Annotated in this window: 16 protein-coding genes; 15 read left to right on the forward strand and 1 reads right to left on the reverse strand. The window is 45.8% G+C overall.

Features of this window, described 5'->3' with window-relative positions; all coding sequences use genetic code 11:
• Positions 1 to 14 precede the first annotated feature (14 nt).
• The 11 genes from purC to ablB all read left to right on the forward strand — a co-directional run bounded on the left by purC (position 15) and on the right by ablB (position 11,002).
• On the forward strand, positions 15 to 737 hold the full coding sequence (gene purC, locus NSU13_RS03230; protein ID WP_046314143.1) for a phosphoribosylaminoimidazolesuccinocarboxamide synthase: 723 nt from the start codon (positions 15 to 17) through the stop codon (positions 735 to 737).
• Positions 730 to 984, forward strand: coding sequence for a phosphoribosylformylglycinamidine synthase subunit PurS (purS, locus tag NSU13_RS03235; RefSeq protein WP_003214349.1), 255 nt, complete (start codon positions 730 to 732; stop codon positions 982 to 984). Before purC ends, purS begins: the two co-directional genes overlap by 8 nt.
• Complete coding sequence (purQ, locus tag NSU13_RS03240) at positions 981 to 1,664, forward strand: phosphoribosylformylglycinamidine synthase subunit PurQ (RefSeq protein WP_024424510.1); 684 nt, start codon at positions 981 to 983, stop codon at positions 1,662 to 1,664. The genes purS and purQ overlap by 4 nt, the downstream gene beginning before the upstream one ends.
• Positions 1,648 to 3,879 (forward strand): phosphoribosylformylglycinamidine synthase subunit PurL, encoded by a 2,232-nt coding sequence (gene purL / locus NSU13_RS03245; protein WP_211043989.1) that lies wholly within the window; start codon positions 1,648 to 1,650, stop codon positions 3,877 to 3,879. Before purQ ends, purL begins: the two co-directional genes overlap by 17 nt.
• Entirely contained in the window at positions 3,855 to 5,285 is a 1,431-nt protein-coding gene (gene purF, locus NSU13_RS03250; RefSeq protein ID WP_144496732.1) for an amidophosphoribosyltransferase, read from the forward strand. Before purL ends, purF begins: the two co-directional genes overlap by 25 nt.
• A 96-nt stretch (positions 5,286 to 5,381) precedes the next feature.
• Positions 5,382 to 6,422: a phosphoribosylformylglycinamidine cyclo-ligase gene (purM, locus tag NSU13_RS03255; protein ID WP_327825679.1), complete on the forward strand. Its 1,041-nt coding sequence runs from the start codon at positions 5,382 to 5,384 to the stop codon at positions 6,420 to 6,422.
• Positions 6,419 to 6,988 (forward strand): phosphoribosylglycinamide formyltransferase, encoded by a 570-nt coding sequence (purN, locus tag NSU13_RS03260; protein WP_046314139.1) that lies wholly within the window; start codon positions 6,419 to 6,421, stop codon positions 6,986 to 6,988. Before purM ends, purN begins: the two co-directional genes overlap by 4 nt.
• Positions 6,989 to 7,003: 15 nt before the next feature.
• A complete protein-coding gene (gene purH, locus NSU13_RS03265) occupies positions 7,004 to 8,542 on the forward strand; it encodes a bifunctional phosphoribosylaminoimidazolecarboxamide formyltransferase/IMP cyclohydrolase (protein ID WP_024426697.1) in 1,539 nt (512 codons plus the stop codon).
• 12 nt (positions 8,543 to 8,554) lie between these two features.
• Positions 8,555 to 9,829: a phosphoribosylamine--glycine ligase gene (gene purD, locus NSU13_RS03270; RefSeq protein WP_342489846.1), complete on the forward strand. Its 1,275-nt coding sequence runs from the start codon at positions 8,555 to 8,557 to the stop codon at positions 9,827 to 9,829.
• 111 nt (positions 9,830 to 9,940) lie between these two features.
• Positions 9,941 to 10,135 (forward strand): hypothetical protein, encoded by a 195-nt coding sequence (locus NSU13_RS03275; RefSeq protein WP_070326825.1) that lies wholly within the window; start codon positions 9,941 to 9,943, stop codon positions 10,133 to 10,135.
• A gap of 21 nt (positions 10,136 to 10,156) precedes the next feature.
• Entirely contained in the window at positions 10,157 to 11,002 is an 846-nt protein-coding gene (gene ablB / locus NSU13_RS03280) for a putative beta-lysine N-acetyltransferase (protein WP_034282832.1), read from the forward strand.
• On the opposite strand, the gene NSU13_RS03285 is transcribed toward ablB, so the two are convergent.
• Positions 10,997 to 12,655: a PucR family transcriptional regulator gene (locus NSU13_RS03285; RefSeq protein WP_081124058.1), complete on the reverse strand. Its 1,659-nt coding sequence runs from the start codon at positions 12,653 to 12,655 to the stop codon at positions 10,997 to 10,999. The two genes, ablB and NSU13_RS03285, sit on opposite strands and share 6 nt — an antisense overlap.
• 191 nt (positions 12,656 to 12,846) lie before the next feature.
• Here NSU13_RS03285 and NSU13_RS03290 point away from each other — a divergent pair, with 191 nt between their 5' ends.
• From NSU13_RS03290 to NSU13_RS03305, 4 genes are read left to right on the forward strand one after another with little or no spacing between them, the layout of a single operon-like run.
• Entirely contained in the window at positions 12,847 to 14,211 is a 1,365-nt protein-coding gene (locus NSU13_RS03290) for an aspartate aminotransferase family protein (RefSeq protein WP_024426693.1), read from the forward strand.
• 12 nt (positions 14,212 to 14,223) lie between these two features.
• Entirely contained in the window at positions 14,224 to 14,910 is a 687-nt protein-coding gene (locus tag NSU13_RS03295) for a CoA transferase subunit A (RefSeq protein ID WP_041116078.1), read from the forward strand.
• Positions 14,886 to 15,551 (forward strand): 3-oxoacid CoA-transferase subunit B, encoded by a 666-nt coding sequence (locus NSU13_RS03300; RefSeq protein WP_342489847.1) that lies wholly within the window; start codon positions 14,886 to 14,888, stop codon positions 15,549 to 15,551. The genes NSU13_RS03295 and NSU13_RS03300 overlap by 25 nt, the downstream gene beginning before the upstream one ends.
• A gap of 14 nt (positions 15,552 to 15,565) precedes the next feature.
• Complete coding sequence (locus NSU13_RS03305; RefSeq protein ID WP_342489848.1) at positions 15,566 to 16,831, forward strand: peptidase; 1,266 nt, start codon at positions 15,566 to 15,568, stop codon at positions 16,829 to 16,831.
• The last annotated feature ends 29 nt before the right edge of the window (positions 16,832 to 16,860 follow it).

The following is a 16,860-nucleotide window of genomic DNA, read 5'->3' on the forward strand; positions in this document are numbered from 1 at the left end:
GGAGGCCAACCTGAATGACTGTGAAACAAGAACTTCTCTACGAAGGCAAAGCGAAAAGAATCTATCAGACCGATGACGAGCATATTTTATATGTCGAATATAAAGACTCAGCTACAGCATTTAACGGCGAAAAGAAAGCCGAAATCGAAGGCAAAGGCAGACTGAACAACGAAATTTCGAGCTTAATCTTTCAAATGCTGCATGAGAAAGGAATCAACAATCACTTTGTGAAACGCCTTACTGAAACAGAGCAGCTCATTCAAAAGGTACAGATTGTTCCGCTTGAAGTGGTTGTACGAAATGTAGTGGCAGGCAGTATGTCAAAACGCCTCGGCATTCCAGAGGGAACGAAACTGGACACACCTTTGATTGAGTTTTACTACAAAGATGATGCGCTCGGCGATCCGCTCATTACAGAAGATCATATCCGCATTTTACATGCAGCGACACCAGAGCAGGTCGAGGAAATGAAACAAATCACAAGACAAGTGAATGAAGAGTTAAAACAAATCTTCTCAGACTGCCATGTGAATTTAATTGATTTCAAGCTTGAATTCGGAATAGATCACGAGAATCGTATTTTGCTAGCTGATGAGATTTCACCTGATACGTGCAGGCTTTGGGACAAAGATACAAACGAAAAGCTTGATAAAGACGTGTTCAGACGAAACCTGGGCGGCTTAACGAATGCATACGAAGAAATTTTCAAAAGACTTGGAGGCCATAAACATGTATAAAGTGAAAATTTTTGTCAGCTTAAAAGAGAGCGTTCTTGATCCACAAGGAAGTGCCGTGCAGCACGCTTTGCACAGCATGTCTTATCAGGAAGTAAAGGATGTCCGTATCGGGAAATACATGGAGCTTGTCATTGAAAAATCAGATCGTGATTTAGACACAGTCGTCAAAGAAATGTGCGAAAAATTACTTGCCAACACGGTGATTGAAGATTACCGCTATGAGGTGGAGGAGGTTGTCGCACAGTGAAGTTTGCAGTGATCGTCTTGCCTGGCTCTAACTGTGATATCGATATGTACCATGCGATTCAAGATGAGTTAGGTGAACAAGTTGAATATGTATGGCACGACGAAACGAGTCTTGACGGATTTGACGGTGTACTCGTACCAGGCGGTTTCTCTTATGGGGATTACTTAAGATGTGGTGCGATCGCCCGCTTCTCAAACATCATGCCGGCGGTGAAAAAAGCAGCTGAGGAAGGAAAACCTGTTCTTGGTGTTTGTAACGGGTTCCAAATTCTTCAGGAGCTAGGCATTCTTCCGGGTGCGATGAGACGAAATAAAGACTTGAAATTTATCTGTCGTCCAGTTGAACTCATTGTAGAAAACAACGAAACGCAATTTACAAGCGGTTATCAAAAAGGCGAATCCATTACGATTCCTGTAGCGCACGGTGAAGGCAACTTCTACTGTGACGAAGACACTTTAGCGAAGCTCATTGAACGCGGCCAAATCGCTTTCACTTACGGAGACGATATTAACGGCAGTGTGAATCGTATTGCAGGTGTAACGAATGAAGAGGGCAATGTACTCGGCATGATGCCGCACCCTGAGCGCGCGGTTGATTCATTACTAGGCAGCGCAGACGGACTTAAATTGTTTCAATCTATCGTGAAAAATTGGAGGGACACTCATGTCACTACTGCTTGAACCAAGTCACAAGCAAATTAAAGAAGAGAAATTGTATCAGCAAATGGGATTGAGTGATGAAGAATTCGCTTTAATCGAATCCATTATTGGCAGGCTGCCAAACTACACAGAAACGGGCATTTTTTCTGTCATGTGGTCAGAGCATTGCAGTTATAAAAACTCAAAGCCTGTTTTAAGCAAATTCCCGACAAAAGGAGAGCACGTCCTTCAAGGTCCTGGGGAAGGCGCTGGGATCGTTGATATTGGAGACAACCAAGCGGTTGTATTTAAAATCGAATCACATAACCATCCATCTGCGATTGAACCGTATCAAGGAGCGGCGACAGGTGTCGGCGGAATTATCCGTGATGTATTCTCCATGGGTGCGCGTCCAATTGCTGTATTAAACTCTCTTCGTTTTGGTGAACTGACTTCACCTCGCGTGAAGTACTTGTTTGAAGAAGTAGTGGCAGGGATCGCAGGCTATGGAAACTGTATCGGAATTCCAACAGTCGGCGGAGAGGTTCATTTCGATCAAAGCTATGAAGGCAACCCGCTCGTAAATGCAATGTGTGTTGGATTAATCAACCATGAAGACATCAAAAAAGGGCAGGCAAAAGGTGTCGGCAACACGGTCATGTACGTTGGTGCCAAAACGGGACGTGACGGAATTCACGGTGCAACATTTGCATCTGAGGAATTTTCTGATGAATCAGAAGAAAAACGCTCAGCAGTTCAAGTCGGTGATCCATTCATGGAAAAACTGCTGCTTGAAGCGTGCCTTGAAGTCATCAAAAACGATGCACTCGTTGGAATTCAGGATATGGGAGCGGCTGGCTTAACAAGCTCAAGTGCGGAAATGGCGAGTAAAGCAGGTTCTGGTATCGAGATGAATCTAGACCTTATCCCGCAGCGTGAAACAGGCATGTCAGCATACGAAATGATGCTGTCTGAATCTCAAGAGAGAATGCTTCTGGTCATTGAAAAAGGCCGTGAACAAGAAATCATTGATATTTTTGAAAAATACGATCTTGAAGCGGTATCAGTCGGTCATGTGACAGACGATAAAATGCTTCGTTTACTTCATCAAGGTGAAGTAGTATGTGAGCTTCCTGTTGATGCCCTTGCAGAAGAAGCGCCGGTTTATCACAAGCCGTCAAGTGAGCCTGCATACTATCGTGAGTTTTTAGAAACAAAAGTTGAAGCACCTGCTATCACAGATGCAGCTGACACGTTAAAGCAGCTTCTCCAGCAGCCGACAATTGCAAGTAAAGAATGGGTTTATGACCAATATGACTACATGGTTCGGACAAATACAGTCGTTGCACCAGGCTCTGATGCGGGCGTTTTAAGAATCCGCGGAACGAAAAAAGCCCTTGCGATGACAACCGATTGTAACGCACGTTATCTGTACCTTGATCCAGAGGTCGGCGGGAAAATCGCAGTCGCAGAAGCAGCACGTAACATTGTGTGCTCAGGCGCTCGTCCGCTTGCAGTAACAGATAACCTGAACTTCGGTAACCCAGAAAAACCAGAAATTTTCTGGCAAATTGAAAAATCTGCTGACGGTATTAGTGAAGCGTGCCGCAAGCTAAGCACACCAGTTATCGGTGGTAACGTCTCTTTATATAACGAATCAAATGGTACAGCGATTTACCCAACACCAGTCATTGGGATGGTTGGTTTGGTTGAGGATACAGCTCATATTACGACGCAGTCGTTCCAGCAGGCTGGCGATGTGATTTTCGTCATTGGTGAGACGAAGGAAGAATTTGCAGGCAGTGAGCTTCAAAAGATGACAGAAGGCCGTATTTACGGAAAAGCACCAGAAATTGATTTGGATGTAGAGCTCACTCGTCAGGAAGCCCTTCTTGCTGCGATTCAAAACGGACTTGTTCAATCAGCTCACGATGTGTCTGAAGGCGGTCTTGGTGTTGCACTTGCTGAAAGTACATTTGGAACAGACGGTCTTGGCGCTCATATCCAAATTGATTTAAACAGCGAAGCTTCACTATTCAGTGAAACACAGTCACGTTTTGTTGTCACAGTGAAACCAGAGCACCGCGAAGCGTTTGCTGCGGCTGTCAAAGATGCGAAAGAAGTTGGAACGGTCACAAATGATGGTGTATTCACTGTCAAAAATCAAAAAGGACAACAATGGATTCATGCAGCGGTCAACGAGCTTGAACGCGCATGGAAAGGAGCGATCCCATGCTTGCTGAAATCAGAGGCTTAAACGAAGAGTGTGGCGTCTTTGGGGTTTGGGGACACGAAGAAGCCCCGCAAATCACATATTACGGATTGCATAGCCTTCAGCACCGAGGACAAGAGGGTGCGGGAATCATTGCAACAGATGGTGAAAACCTGACGGCACATAAAGGCCTTGGACTGATTACGGAAGTCTTTCAAAACGGTGAGCTAAAGGATCTGAAAGGCAAAGGAGCGATCGGACACGTTCGGTATGCGACAGCAGGCGGAGGCGGCTTTGAAAATGTGCAGCCCCTCTTCTTCCGCTCGCAAAACAACGGCAGTCTTGCCCTTGCTCATAATGGGAACTTAGTGAATGCAACGCAATTAAAGCAGCAGCTAGAGAACCAGGGGAGTATATTCCAAACATCTTCTGACACTGAAGTGCTCGCTCATTTAATTAAGCGCAGCGGCTATGTTGAATTGAAAGAGCAGATCAAAAATGCCCTGTCCATGCTTAAAGGCGCATATGCTTTCTTAATTATGACGGAAACAGAAATGATTGTGGCACTTGATCCGAACGGCTTACGTCCGCTTTCACTTGGTATGCTTGGGGACGCGTATGTTGTTGCTTCTGAAACATGTGCATTTGATGTTGTCGGTGCCACGTATTTACGAGATGTGGAGCCTGGCGAAATGCTGATCATTAATGATGAAGGCATGAAATCTGAACGCTTCTCCATGAACATTAACCGCAGCATGTGCAGCATGGAATACATTTATTTCTCAAGACCTGACAGCAATATCAACGGCATCAACGTGCATAGTGCGAGAAAGAACCTTGGCAAAAAGCTTGCCGAGGAAGCGCATGTCGAAGCAGATGTCGTGACAGGTGTACCAGATTCGAGTATTTCTGCAGCAATTGGATATGCCGAAGCAACAGGTATTCCATATGAGCTCGGTTTAATTAAAAATCGTTATGTCGGACGGACCTTTATCCAGCCGTCTCAAGCATTGCGTGAGCAGGGCGTGCGCATGAAGCTGTCTGCTGTGCGCGGGGTCGTCGAAGGAAAACGTGTCGTGATGGTGGATGATTCCATCGTACGCGGAACTACGAGCCGCCGCATTGTGACGATGCTAAGAGAAGCGGGTGCGACGGAAGTCCATGTCCGCATTAGTTCACCGCCAATCGCACATCCATGTTTTTATGGAATTGATACGTCCACACATGAAGAGCTGATTGCTTCTTCTCATTCAGTGGAAGAAATTAGACAGGAAATCGGTGCAGACTCCATTGCATTTTTATCTGTAGACGGTTTAATGGACGGGATTGGCAGGAAGTATGATGATCCGCAGCGCGGTCAATGTTTAGCATGCTTTACTGGGAAATACCCGACTGAAATTTATGAAGATACTGTTCTTCCGCATGTGAAGGAAACAGCACTGACGAAATAATCGAATAAAGGAGCAGCAGTCAAGATGATTTGATATGCTGCTCTTTCATTCTGCTGAAAATAAATGGAAGAGAAGCAGCTAAAAGGAGTGAATGGGATGTCAGAAGCATATAAAAACGCCGGTGTCGACATCGAAGCAGGATACGAAGCCGTCAAACGAATGAAAACACACGTAGAACGTACAAAAAGAGCAGGCGTCATGGGTGCTCTAGGCGGATTTGGCGGTATGTTTGATTTATCTGAGCTGTCATACAAAAAGCCCGTTCTTGTCTCAGGAACAGATGGTGTCGGAACAAAATTAAAGCTTGCCTTTTTAATGGATCAACACGATACGATCGGTGTTGATGCCGTGGCAATGTGTGTGAACGATGTGCTGGCACAAGGGGCAGAGCCGCTCTTTTTCTTAGATTACTTAGCAGTTGGTAAAGCAGATCCGATAAAAATTGAATCAATCGTCAAAGGTGTGGCTGACGGCTGTGAGCAGTCTGGTTCAGCGCTTGTCGGCGGAGAAACAGCAGAAATGCCGGGTCTTTACACAGAAGATGAATATGATATTGCTGGTTTTTCAGTAGGCGTCGTTGAAAAGGATGAAATCGTGACAGGAGAGAGCATTAAAGAGGGGCACTTGCTTATTGGACTCAGCTCAAGCGGAATTCATAGCAATGGGTACTCCCTCGTTCGTAAAGTATTGCTGGAAGACGCTGGTCTGGATCTGCATCAAACGTATGAACCTTTTACAAGACCGCTTGGAGAAGAGCTGCTTGAACCGACCAAAATTTATGTGAAGCCTGTTCTCAAACAAGTGAAAGCTGGCAAGATTGACGGCATGGCACATGTGACAGGCGGCGGCTTTATTGAAAATTTACCGCGTATGCTGCCTGAAGGGCTTGGCGTTGAGATTGATAACGGCTCATGGCCAGTACCGCCAATTTTCTCCTTTATTCAAGAAAAAGGACAGTTAAAGGCTGAAGAAATGTTCAACGTGTTTAATATGGGCATTGGTTTTGTCTTAGCGGTAAAAGAAGATGACCTTGTCGAAGTGATCAGAGGACTTGAAGAAGACGGAGAGAAAGCATTTCTCATCGGCCGTGTTCAAAAAGGAGAAGGTGTCACATTCGGCGGTGGAAGCCTCTCATGAAGAAGTTTGCGATCTTCGCCTCTGGAAGCGGGACGAATTTTCAAGCCATTATGGATTCATTAAAAAAAGAACAGTGGCAGGCAGAGGCCGCCATTGTGATTTGTGATAAACCGGGTGCAAAGGTGCTGGAGCGAGCTGAGAAAGAGGGCATTCCTTCCTTTGCCTTTACCCCGAAGGCTTTTCCGAATAAAGCCGCTTTTGAACAAACGATCATTGAACAGCTTAGGCTGCATGAAGTGGAATGGATTTTCCTTGCTGGGTATATGAGACTGATTGGTCCGACATTACTTGAAGCATTCAGAGGGAAAATTGTCAATATCCACCCGTCCTTGCTGCCAGCCTTCCCAGGGCTGGATGCCATTGGACAAGCCTATCAAGCAGGCGTCAAAGTGGCAGGCATCACTGTCCATTTTGTCGATGAAGGTATGGATACCGGCCCGATTATTGACCAAGCCGCGATTTATATCGAACAAGGGGAAGAGCTTGAATCGATTGAAAAAAGAATGCATGAACTAGAACACACACTATATCCAAAAGTGATCAAATCACTTTTAGAATTATCTTAATGAGGTGACGAAGGCATGACGATCAAACGCGCATTAATCAGTGTTTCCGATAAAACGAATCTTGTACCTTTTGTGAAAGAATTAACAGAACTTGGCGTTGAAGTGATTTCAACTGGAGGTACACATAAGCTTCTTCAAGAGAACGGCATTGATGTCATTGGAATTTCAGAAGTCACTGGATTCCCTGAAATCATGGACGGACGACTCAAAACACTTCACCCGAACATTCATGGCGGACTTTTAGCAGTGAGAGAAAACGATGAGCATATGGCACAGATTGAAAAGCATGGCATTCAGCCGATTGATCTTGTTGTCGTGAATCTCTATCCATTCAAAGAGACGATCTCAAAAGACGATGTGACGTATGAAGAAGCGATTGAAAACATTGATATTGGCGGACCGGGAATGCTTCGTGCAGCATCAAAAAACCACCAAGACGTCACCGTGATTGTCGATCCTCGTGACTATGATACAGTCATTCAGCAAATCAAAGAAGGCGGCGTGTCACTCGAGAAAAAACGTGAGCTCGCTGCCAAGGTATTCCGTCATACGGCTGCATACGATGCTCTGATTGCGGATTACTTAACAAACTTTGTGGGCGAAACAGAGCCAGAACAGTTCACTGTCACGTTTGAGAAAAAACAATCCCTTCGTTATGGAGAAAACCCGCACCAAGCGGCGACTTTCTATGAAAATGCTCTTCCAGCCAAAGGTTCTTTGGCTACTGCAAAGCAATTACATGGAAAAGAACTTTCCTACAACAATATCAAGGATGCAGATGCAGCTCTCCAAATTGTACGTGAATTCACAGAGCCGGCAGCTGTCGCTGTGAAGCATATGAACCCGTGCGGCGTTGGTACAGGAGAAACGATTGCAGAAGCATTTGACCGAGCATTCAAGGCAGATGAAACTTCTATTTTTGGCGGCATTGTGGCACTTAACCGTGAAGTAGACAAACAAACAGCTGACGTGCTGCATACGATTTTCTTAGAAATTGTCATCGCCCCATCGTTCAGCCAAGAAGCCCTTGACGTGTTAACGGCGAAAAAGAACCTTCGTCTATTAACATTAGATGTAGAAGCGGATCTCGGGAAAAAAGAAAAACAGCTGACAAGTGTCCACGGCGGATTGCTTGTTCAGGATATTGACACGTATGGCTTAGAGGAAGCAACTATTTCTATTCCAACGAAAAGAGAACCAACAGAAGACGAATGGAAAGACTTAAAGCTAGCTTGGAAAGTCGTCAAGCATGTGAAATCAAATGCTATTGTCCTTGCGAAAGATCAAATGACAGCAGGGATCGGTGCTGGTCAAATGAACCGTGTGGGCTCAGCTAACATTGCCATTGAGCAAGCAGGTGAAAAGGCAAAAGGAAGCGCACTAGGCTCTGATGCATTCTTCCCAATGGGCGATACAGTGGAAGCTGCTGCAAAGGCAGGCGTCACAGCGATCATTCAGCCAGGCGGATCTATTCGTGATGAAGAATCGATTCAAAAGGCAGATGAATACGGCATCGCCATGGTCTTCACTGGCGTTAGACATTTCAAACATTAAGGGGATGACAGTGTGAACGTACTAATTATCGGCAGAGGCGGAAGAGAGCATACCATCGCATGGAAAGTGAATCAAAGTGAACTTGTCAGCCAAGTATTTGTCGCACCCGGCAATGATGGAATGACAGATGCTGCGAAGCTTGTACCAATCGACGAAGGCGATCATGAGTCATTAATTCGTTTTGCAAAAGAAAACGAAATCGGCTTAACCATTGTCGGTCCAGAGGTTCCTTTAATCGCAGGTGTCGTTGATGCATTTGAAGAAGCAGGTCTAAAGGTATTTGGACCGAATGCAAAAGCTGCGGTCATTGAAGGCTCAAAGGAATTTGCAAAAGATTTAATGAAGAATTACGATATCCCGACGGCTGCTTACGCTACCTTTACATCGTTTGAAGAAGCAAAAGCATATGTGGAAGAAAAGGGTGCGCCGATTGTTATTAAAGCAGACGGGCTTGCCGCAGGAAAAGGCGTCACAGTGGCCATGACGCTGGAAGAGGCGGTCGATTGTCTGCATGATTTCTTAAAGGATGAAAAGTTTGGCGATGCAAGTGCATCTGTTGTCATCGAAGAATTTTTAACAGGCGAAGAATTTTCACTCATGGCCTTTGTCAACGGAGAAAAGGTGTACCCGATGGTGATTGCGCAGGATCACAAACGTGCCTTTGAAGATGACAAAGGGCCGAATACCGGCGGAATGGGCGCTTATTCACCAGTTCCGCAAATTTCAGATGAAGTGGTCCAAAAAGCGGTGGAAGATGTCGTCAAACCGGCAGCTCGCGCGATGGTGCAAGAAGGGCGTCCATTTACAGGCATTTTATATGCGGGCTTAATGCTGACACCAGAAGGCTCAAAGGTGATTGAATTCAATGCACGCTTTGGCGACCCTGAAACGCAGGTGGTTCTCCCTCGTCTTGAATCAGATCTAGTCCAAGTCTTCCTCGATATTCTTGATGGAAAAGATGTGGACTTACAGTGGAAAGACACTGCAGTTGTTAGTGTGGTTCTAGCATCAGAAGGGTACCCTGAGGACTACGCAAAAGGCACACCGATCGGTGCCTTGCAAACGACTGTGCCTGATGTTGTGACCTTCCACGCAGGAACAAAAAAAGAAAACGATCAATTCGTCACAAATGGCGGCCGTGTAGCGAATGTGACCGCATTTGACGACACATTTGAAGCGGCAAGATCAAGAGTGTATGAAGCGGTTGAAGAAATCATACAGCCAGGTCTATTTTATCGCCGTGACATCGGTGCCCGTGCGCTGAAGGCTGCAGGGAAGAACGTTTAATCAAAACACCTTTCTATCTGACGAGATGGAAAGGTGTTTTTTGTTCATGAGAAGGGATGATGATTGAATATGAAGAAGTAGTATGGGATGACGAGTTTATGAGGAGGCAGCATGGTCATTCAAGGAATCATTCTATTAGCAATTGTGTTACTTATTTTATTTATACTGTTCTCCAATCTCATCATGTATGAAGCGAGAAAGCAAAACAAAGCCAAAAAAGGCTCAGCCATTAGGTATATGATCATGTCGATTTTTTCTGGTATCGTCATTGTTTCATTTTCCATTTGGATTTTTTTTATTAGCTGATTTATAAGAGAGGATGAGTATATGGTGCAATTGAAGGAACTTGCAAACGAGCGTTTTTCTGCCTCGATCTGTATTGATTCATTTAATGAGCGCATCCGTTTGGATGACTACAGCGGCAGGGTGAGGGATGTGATTCAGTCGGTTCTAAAGGAAGCGGCAGACTGCAAGGCTTCTAAGGTCATTGTGAAAGTCAGGCGTGAGCATATGCCTCTTTTTTTAGAAAAAGGCTTTCGGCTTGAAGGCGTGTTTTCTCATTATTTCCTTGGAAGTGATGCGTACGGCATGTCGCTCTTTCTGACGGAGGATCGGATGAACAGCCCGTATTGGCTGAAGGAAGATGAAATTGTTGCGTCTATTCAGAAAAAGCCTCTCAAAAAAGACCAAGGCACTTGGCAGGATGAGTATGTGATGAGGAAAGCGGATACGCAGGATATTCACAAGCTGGCAAAGCTCTATGATACCGTTTTTGAAACGTATCCTACGCCAATGAATGAGCCAGATTACATCCAAAAGGTGATGGAGGAAGGGACCGTCTTTTATGCCGTTGAACATGACGGGCACATTGTGAGTGCGGCATCCGCTGAAATCAATGCGCCGTATGGTCATGCGGAATTAACAGATTGTGCGACCCTTCCATCATACAGAAAACTAGGATTCATGCATCATTTGATTCTAGCACTCGAAAAAGAACTTCAATCCATGCACATCTATGTCTTTTATTCTCTCGCACGTGCACTGTCCTATGGAATGAACCAAGTGTTTTATCAGCTCGGCTATACGTATACCGGGCGTTTCCAAAACAACTGCTATATTTTTGACAAAATTGAAGATATGAATCTATGGGTGAAAACGCCGAATGAATCATGAAATGGTTCTCATCTGATCAAGCAGACCAGATAGGCGGTACGCCATGATACTGAGCTGCAGCTTCATCCGGTCATCCGTGGATTTGAGGCTGCAGCCTGTTCTCGTTTCAATTTGTTTTAAGCGATAGCTTAATGTATGCCTGTGAATAAACAATTCCCCCGCAGATTTTTGAATATTTTCATTGTGTGTCAAATACACTTCGAGTGTATGGATCAGGTCAGCCCCCTGTTTTTTCGTATAAAGCAAGGGACTTAACAGCTCCACGTAAAAGTCATGCAAATTCATACCCGCTTCATTCATTTCAAGCAGCATCCCGTACAAGCCGAGCTTCTGATAATGAATGATGCATTCGTCTGTCTTTAAAAGTGGAAGAAGCCTTGCTGCATACTGTGCTTCCTTCGCGCTTTTTGAAAAGAGACCGATCTGGTCATAGGCTCTCCCGATTCCAATCACAATCGGATGGACGGGAAAAAAATAAGACCAAGTGCTCCGGCACTCCTCTGCTGCGCGATACCACTCCGCTTCTTGAAATGCTTTTTTACCTGCTGGCGTAAGAACAAAAATGGAATCGAGCCTTGTTTTAAGTAAAAAAGGAATATGTCTGCGTTCAAATATCGACGTGAGCAATTGAGACAGGCGCTGCATCATTTGGTGATCGAGCTGTGTGTGCTGATGCTGAAATTGAAAGTAGATGACCACCTGCTCATCGCTCATATCGTATTGCAGCTTTGTTGCCTGTTCGACCACATAGCTTTCTTCTGTGTATTGCTGCTGCAAAATATCATCTAACAAATGACCTTGCATTTGGTTTTCTGTATCTTGAATGGCTTTTTGCTTCAGCCATTCAATCGCATACACCGCCCCGGCATGCTCGATGGCAATCGCGTCGAGATGATGCCACGCATCCTTTTTCTTTAAAGATACAATAAATCCGAAAATATCGCCCATCGCAATCACTGGACATGCAGCGAGGACAAACGCACCGCACGTGTCATAAACGAGCCGTCCTTTCTCCTCAGCCTGCTTGAGAAGAGGCGTCGTTTCGATTGGTTCATGATCTGTCAGAAAGCCAAAAGCAGGAGCGTACGTCACTTCATCTTTTATGAGATGAGCTGCTGTTTGATGTAAAAAAACATCAAGCACAACGATGTTCGCCGAAGTGAGGTGTGCCAGCTCATCTGTAATTTGTGTGACATTTTTATTGCTGACATTTAAATGGGTCAGTCTTTGGTGAATGGCTGAAGAATATTTAAGCTGATGGAGCTGGCTGCTGACGATTTGCTCTAGGACGGCTTTTGTAATGTCTGAGAAGTTGACATGTGAAGGAATCTCGATGAGTGGAATGCCGCTGTTTTTGGCAGCTTCGATCAGTGATGCCGGAATTTCTGTTAAGTATACGCCTTTATAAATCGCAATGGCTGATAGACGTTGAGATTGAATCAGCTCCTCAAGCCGGGTGCGCCTTTCCTGATTGTCTGCAAGCCCAAAGCCGGTTGTGACGAGCAGTTCCCCTTCTGAAAGCCTTGAAGTATCTTCGATAATTTCCACAATGGTCACCCACTGAATGAGACGGTCCAGTCCATTTTCCCCAGCAAGCAGCTTTGTTTCTTTCATGATATCGAGCGAGAGTGCATCTTTGACGAGAATCGCCATAGACTCATGACCTCCTTTTGAACACTCTTATACACGATGTATAAAAAATGCGTGTGAAATTCGGGCATGTGGCGAATGGAGGATGACTGCCCTCTTGATTAAGCTAATCTTATAACAAGTATACAAAATTTTCTTGCGATTCATGAAAAAAGAAAGATGCAGCTGCTGACGAGAGAGGGAGGAATGACAAAGTGGAGACCCGGGATTACTTAATCAAACCGATGTTGAATCAGCATTATCCTGTGGCTGTGAAAGGAGAGGGGATTTATTTATATGATCGGGACGGGAAAAAATATTTAGACGGCTCATCGGGTGCTGTCACGGCGAGTATTGGACATGGCATACGAGACATCATTGATGCCATGACAGAGCAAGCGGAAAAGGTGAGCTTTACGTACAGGTCACAATTCACAAATGAACCAGCAGAAGAACTTGCCTATGAATTGAGTACGCTCTGCCCAGGGAACCTGAACTGGTCTTTTTTTGTCGGAAGCGGATCAGAGGCAACAGAGACCGCCATGAAAATTGCCATTCAGCATTGGCAGGAGCAGGGGAAGGCTGAGAAGAATCACATCATTTCAAGATGGATGAGTTATCACGGCATCACACTCGGTGCGCTGTCGATGTCAGGTCATATTGCAAGGAGAGAGCGCTTTGAACCACTGCTCGAAAAACACCCGGTGCTGTCTCCGCCATACAGCTACCGTTCGTGGCTGCCAAAGGAAGAAAGCAAGCAGGTCGAATGGTATGTACAGGAATTTAAAACTGTCATTCAGCGTATAGGAAAAGAGAGGATTGCGGCTTTTATTGCAGAGCCGATTGTTGGAGCAGCGGGCGCGGCGCTTGTTCCGCCAGATGGATATTTTGCGGCGATGAAGCGAGTTTGTGAGGAAAACGATATTTTAATGATTGCAGATGAAGTCATGACAGGCTTTGGACGAACTGGGAAAATGTTTGCCATGGAACATTGGGGCGTCGTACCAGATATTATGGTACTCGGAAAAGGCATGAGCGCCGGCTATTCACCAATTGCGGCAGCTGTCTCAGCGGATCATGTGATTGCACCGATTCTCAGCGGTTCGGGCTCTGTGATGGCAGGCCACACTTATAGCGGCAATCCGCTTTCAGCAGCCGTCTCACTGGCTGTCATTCGATACATGAAAAAACACCAGCTTTCAGAACGGGCTGATCTGTCTGGCCGATATTTAATGAATGCTTTAAAGGATTTGCAAACAAAACATTCCATCATAGGGGATGTGAGAGGAAAGGGACTGCTCATTGGCATTGAGTTTGTCGCAGACCGATTATCGAAAACACCATTTCCTGCCCATGCTCAAATGACGCATTTAGTTGTGGAGACGGCCAAGCAAAATGGTTTGCTTGTTTACCCAGCAAGCGCTGGAGAGGATGGTGTGGGAGGTGCAGCGGTCATGATCGCACCGCCGCTTTCCATTACGCAGCAGGAGATGGATGAACTGATTCATTTATTCGGGCAGACAATGACGCAGGTCGAGCAAGAAGTCATCAATAGAGGGTTTTTCCCATCTGCCATGTAGGGAGGAAAGATGATGAACAAAACAGCGAACTTTGATCAAGTCATCACGCATTTTAGAGACGGAATGACCATCATGTTTGGCGGCTTTGGCGGTGTGGGGTCCCCGCCATCATTGATCGATGCCATCCTAGAAGCCAATATCAAAGACCTGACATTGATCGGAAACGATGCAGGCTTCCCGCAAATCGGTGTTGGCAGGCTGATCACAGAAGGAAGAGTGAAGAAAATCATTGCCTCTCATATTGGCTCAAATCCAATTGCCGGGCAGAAAATGCAGGCAGGTACACTAGACGTTCTTTTTTACCCGCAGGGCATCCTAGCAGAAAAGATCAGGGCAGGCGGGATGGGTTTAGCGGGCATTGTGACAGATATCGGCATGGATAGCCTCAATCTTGATGAGAAACAATTGGTTCAGCTGGATGGAAAGAAGTATATTCTTGAGCCTGCACTGACTGCGGATATCGCGATTGTGAATGCCCTCAAAGCAGATGAAGCAGGCAACCTGATTTTTGATAAAAGTGCACGGAATACAAACCCGATTGTGGCGATGGCAGGAGACTGGACCATTGCGGAGGTAGAAGAGATTGTGCCTGTGGGCGGGCTTCATCCAGAGGAAATCGTCACACCAGGCGTATTTGTGAACCAGATCGTGCAATCAAAAGGAGTGAACTGGACATGGGCATGGGAGACATCGATTTAAGACACCGCATAGCCAAACGCGCGGCACAGGAAATTGAAGATGGCATGATTGTGAATCTTGGGATCGGCATCCCGACCCTTGCAGCTGAGTACATTCCAGCACATTACGAGGTGTGGCTGCATGCAGAAAACGGCATTATGGGAGCAGGCGCTTCACCAGCACGAGGCGAAGAAGATCCGAATTTGTGCAATGCCGGGGGTTTTCCCATTACGTTAACAAAAGGCGGAACATATATGGACAGCACAACCGCTTTTGGCATCATTCGCAAAGGGATGCTGGATATGACCATTTTAGGTGCACTTGAAGTCAGCAGTCATGGGGATCTTGCCAATTGGATTGTACCAGGGAAACGAGTGCCGGGTATGGGTGGAGCGATTGAACTTGCGCAAAAAGCGAAAAAGGTGGTGGTCGTGATGAGCCACCTTGATAAACATGGACAATCTAAGATAAAAGCAGCCTGCACGCTGCCCTTAACTGCTAAGTCTTGTGTAGATCTGATTATTACGGATATGGCAGTCATTGAGGTCAAATCACAGCTGCTCATTTTGCGTGAAGTCATGCCGCCGTTTCAGCCGGAAGATGTCATGAGGGCGACAGAGGCGCCGCTCATTTTAGCGCCTGATGTCAAATCTGTTGTGTAGAAAGGATGACCGACTTGCAGCCAACCACACGTATCAGAAACTGGATGAAAGAGCATAAGGAGGAAGCCGTGACGCTTCTTCAGCAAATGGTGCAATGTGACAGCACACAAGGAAATGAGCAAGAAGTACAGCAAATCGTAGCAAATAAACTTTCTGCCATTGGCTTTGATGTTGACGTATGGGACATTGGCGGGGATGACTTGCTGAACCATCCGTATTTTTATTCCCCGAGGCGTTCCTTTAAAGGAAGTCCCAATGTCGCCGGACGATTGAAAGGTAAAGGAGGCGGCAAATCTATTTTATTAAATGGGCATGTGGATGTTGTCCCGGCAGGTGATCACAAACAATGGACATATCCGCCCTACAGCGGGCATATCATAAACGGGAGACTTTATGGACGCGGGGCAACAGATATGAAAGGTGGAAACGTTTCTTTACTCTTTGCACTTGAAGCACTGCATGCACTTCAGATTCCGCTGAAGGGAGATGTCGTGTTTCATAGTGTTGTCGAAGAAGAGAGCGGCGGTGCAGGCACCCTTGCAGCCATACTAAGAGGATATACCGCAGATGCAGCCATCATTCCAGAGCCAAGTCATATGAAAATCTTTCCGATTCAGCAGGGATCTAAATGGTTCAGACTGCATATTAAAGGAAGGGCTGCTCATGGCGGAACAAGATATCACGGCGTTTCTGCTATTGAAAAGAGCACGATTGTCCTTTCACATATAGCGGCACTTGAAGAAAAAAGAAATCAGCGAATCACCGAGCCGCTGTTTCAGCATATCCCAATCCCGATCCCAATCAATATCGGGAAAATTCAAGGCGGTGATTGGCCATCCTCTGTAGCAGACCTTGTCACAATGGAAGGCAGGCTCGGGGTGATGCCGGGTGAAACGATAGAACAGGCAGAGAAGGAATTAGAAAATTGGATGGCAGGACTCGGAGAAAAAGATGAATGGTTCCAAGAGCATCCTGTTGAGGTCGAATGGTTTGGTGCAAGATGGCTTCCGGGTTCAATCGATACAGATCATCCGCTTTTAGGTTTATTGAAGGAACAATATGAAGCGGTCATGAAGCAGCCGCCGAAAATCGAAGCCGCCCCTTGGGGAACGGACGGCGGATTACTGTCACAAACTGCAGGTATTCCGATCATCGTGTTTGGACCGGGAACAACGGAGCTTGCCCATTTTCCGAATGAATCCATTGACATTGAGCATGTGATTGAAGCAGCAGAAATTATTGCAGAGACAATAGTAGAATGGTGTGAAGCAGTGGAATGAGATGAAAATGATCACAAAAAAAGAAGGCT

Origin of the sequence: Bacillus sp. FSL M8-0049, assembly GCF_038593355.1 — a bacterium.
GTDB classification, from domain to species: Bacteria; Bacillota; Bacilli; order Bacillales; family Bacillaceae; genus Bacillus; species Bacillus safensis.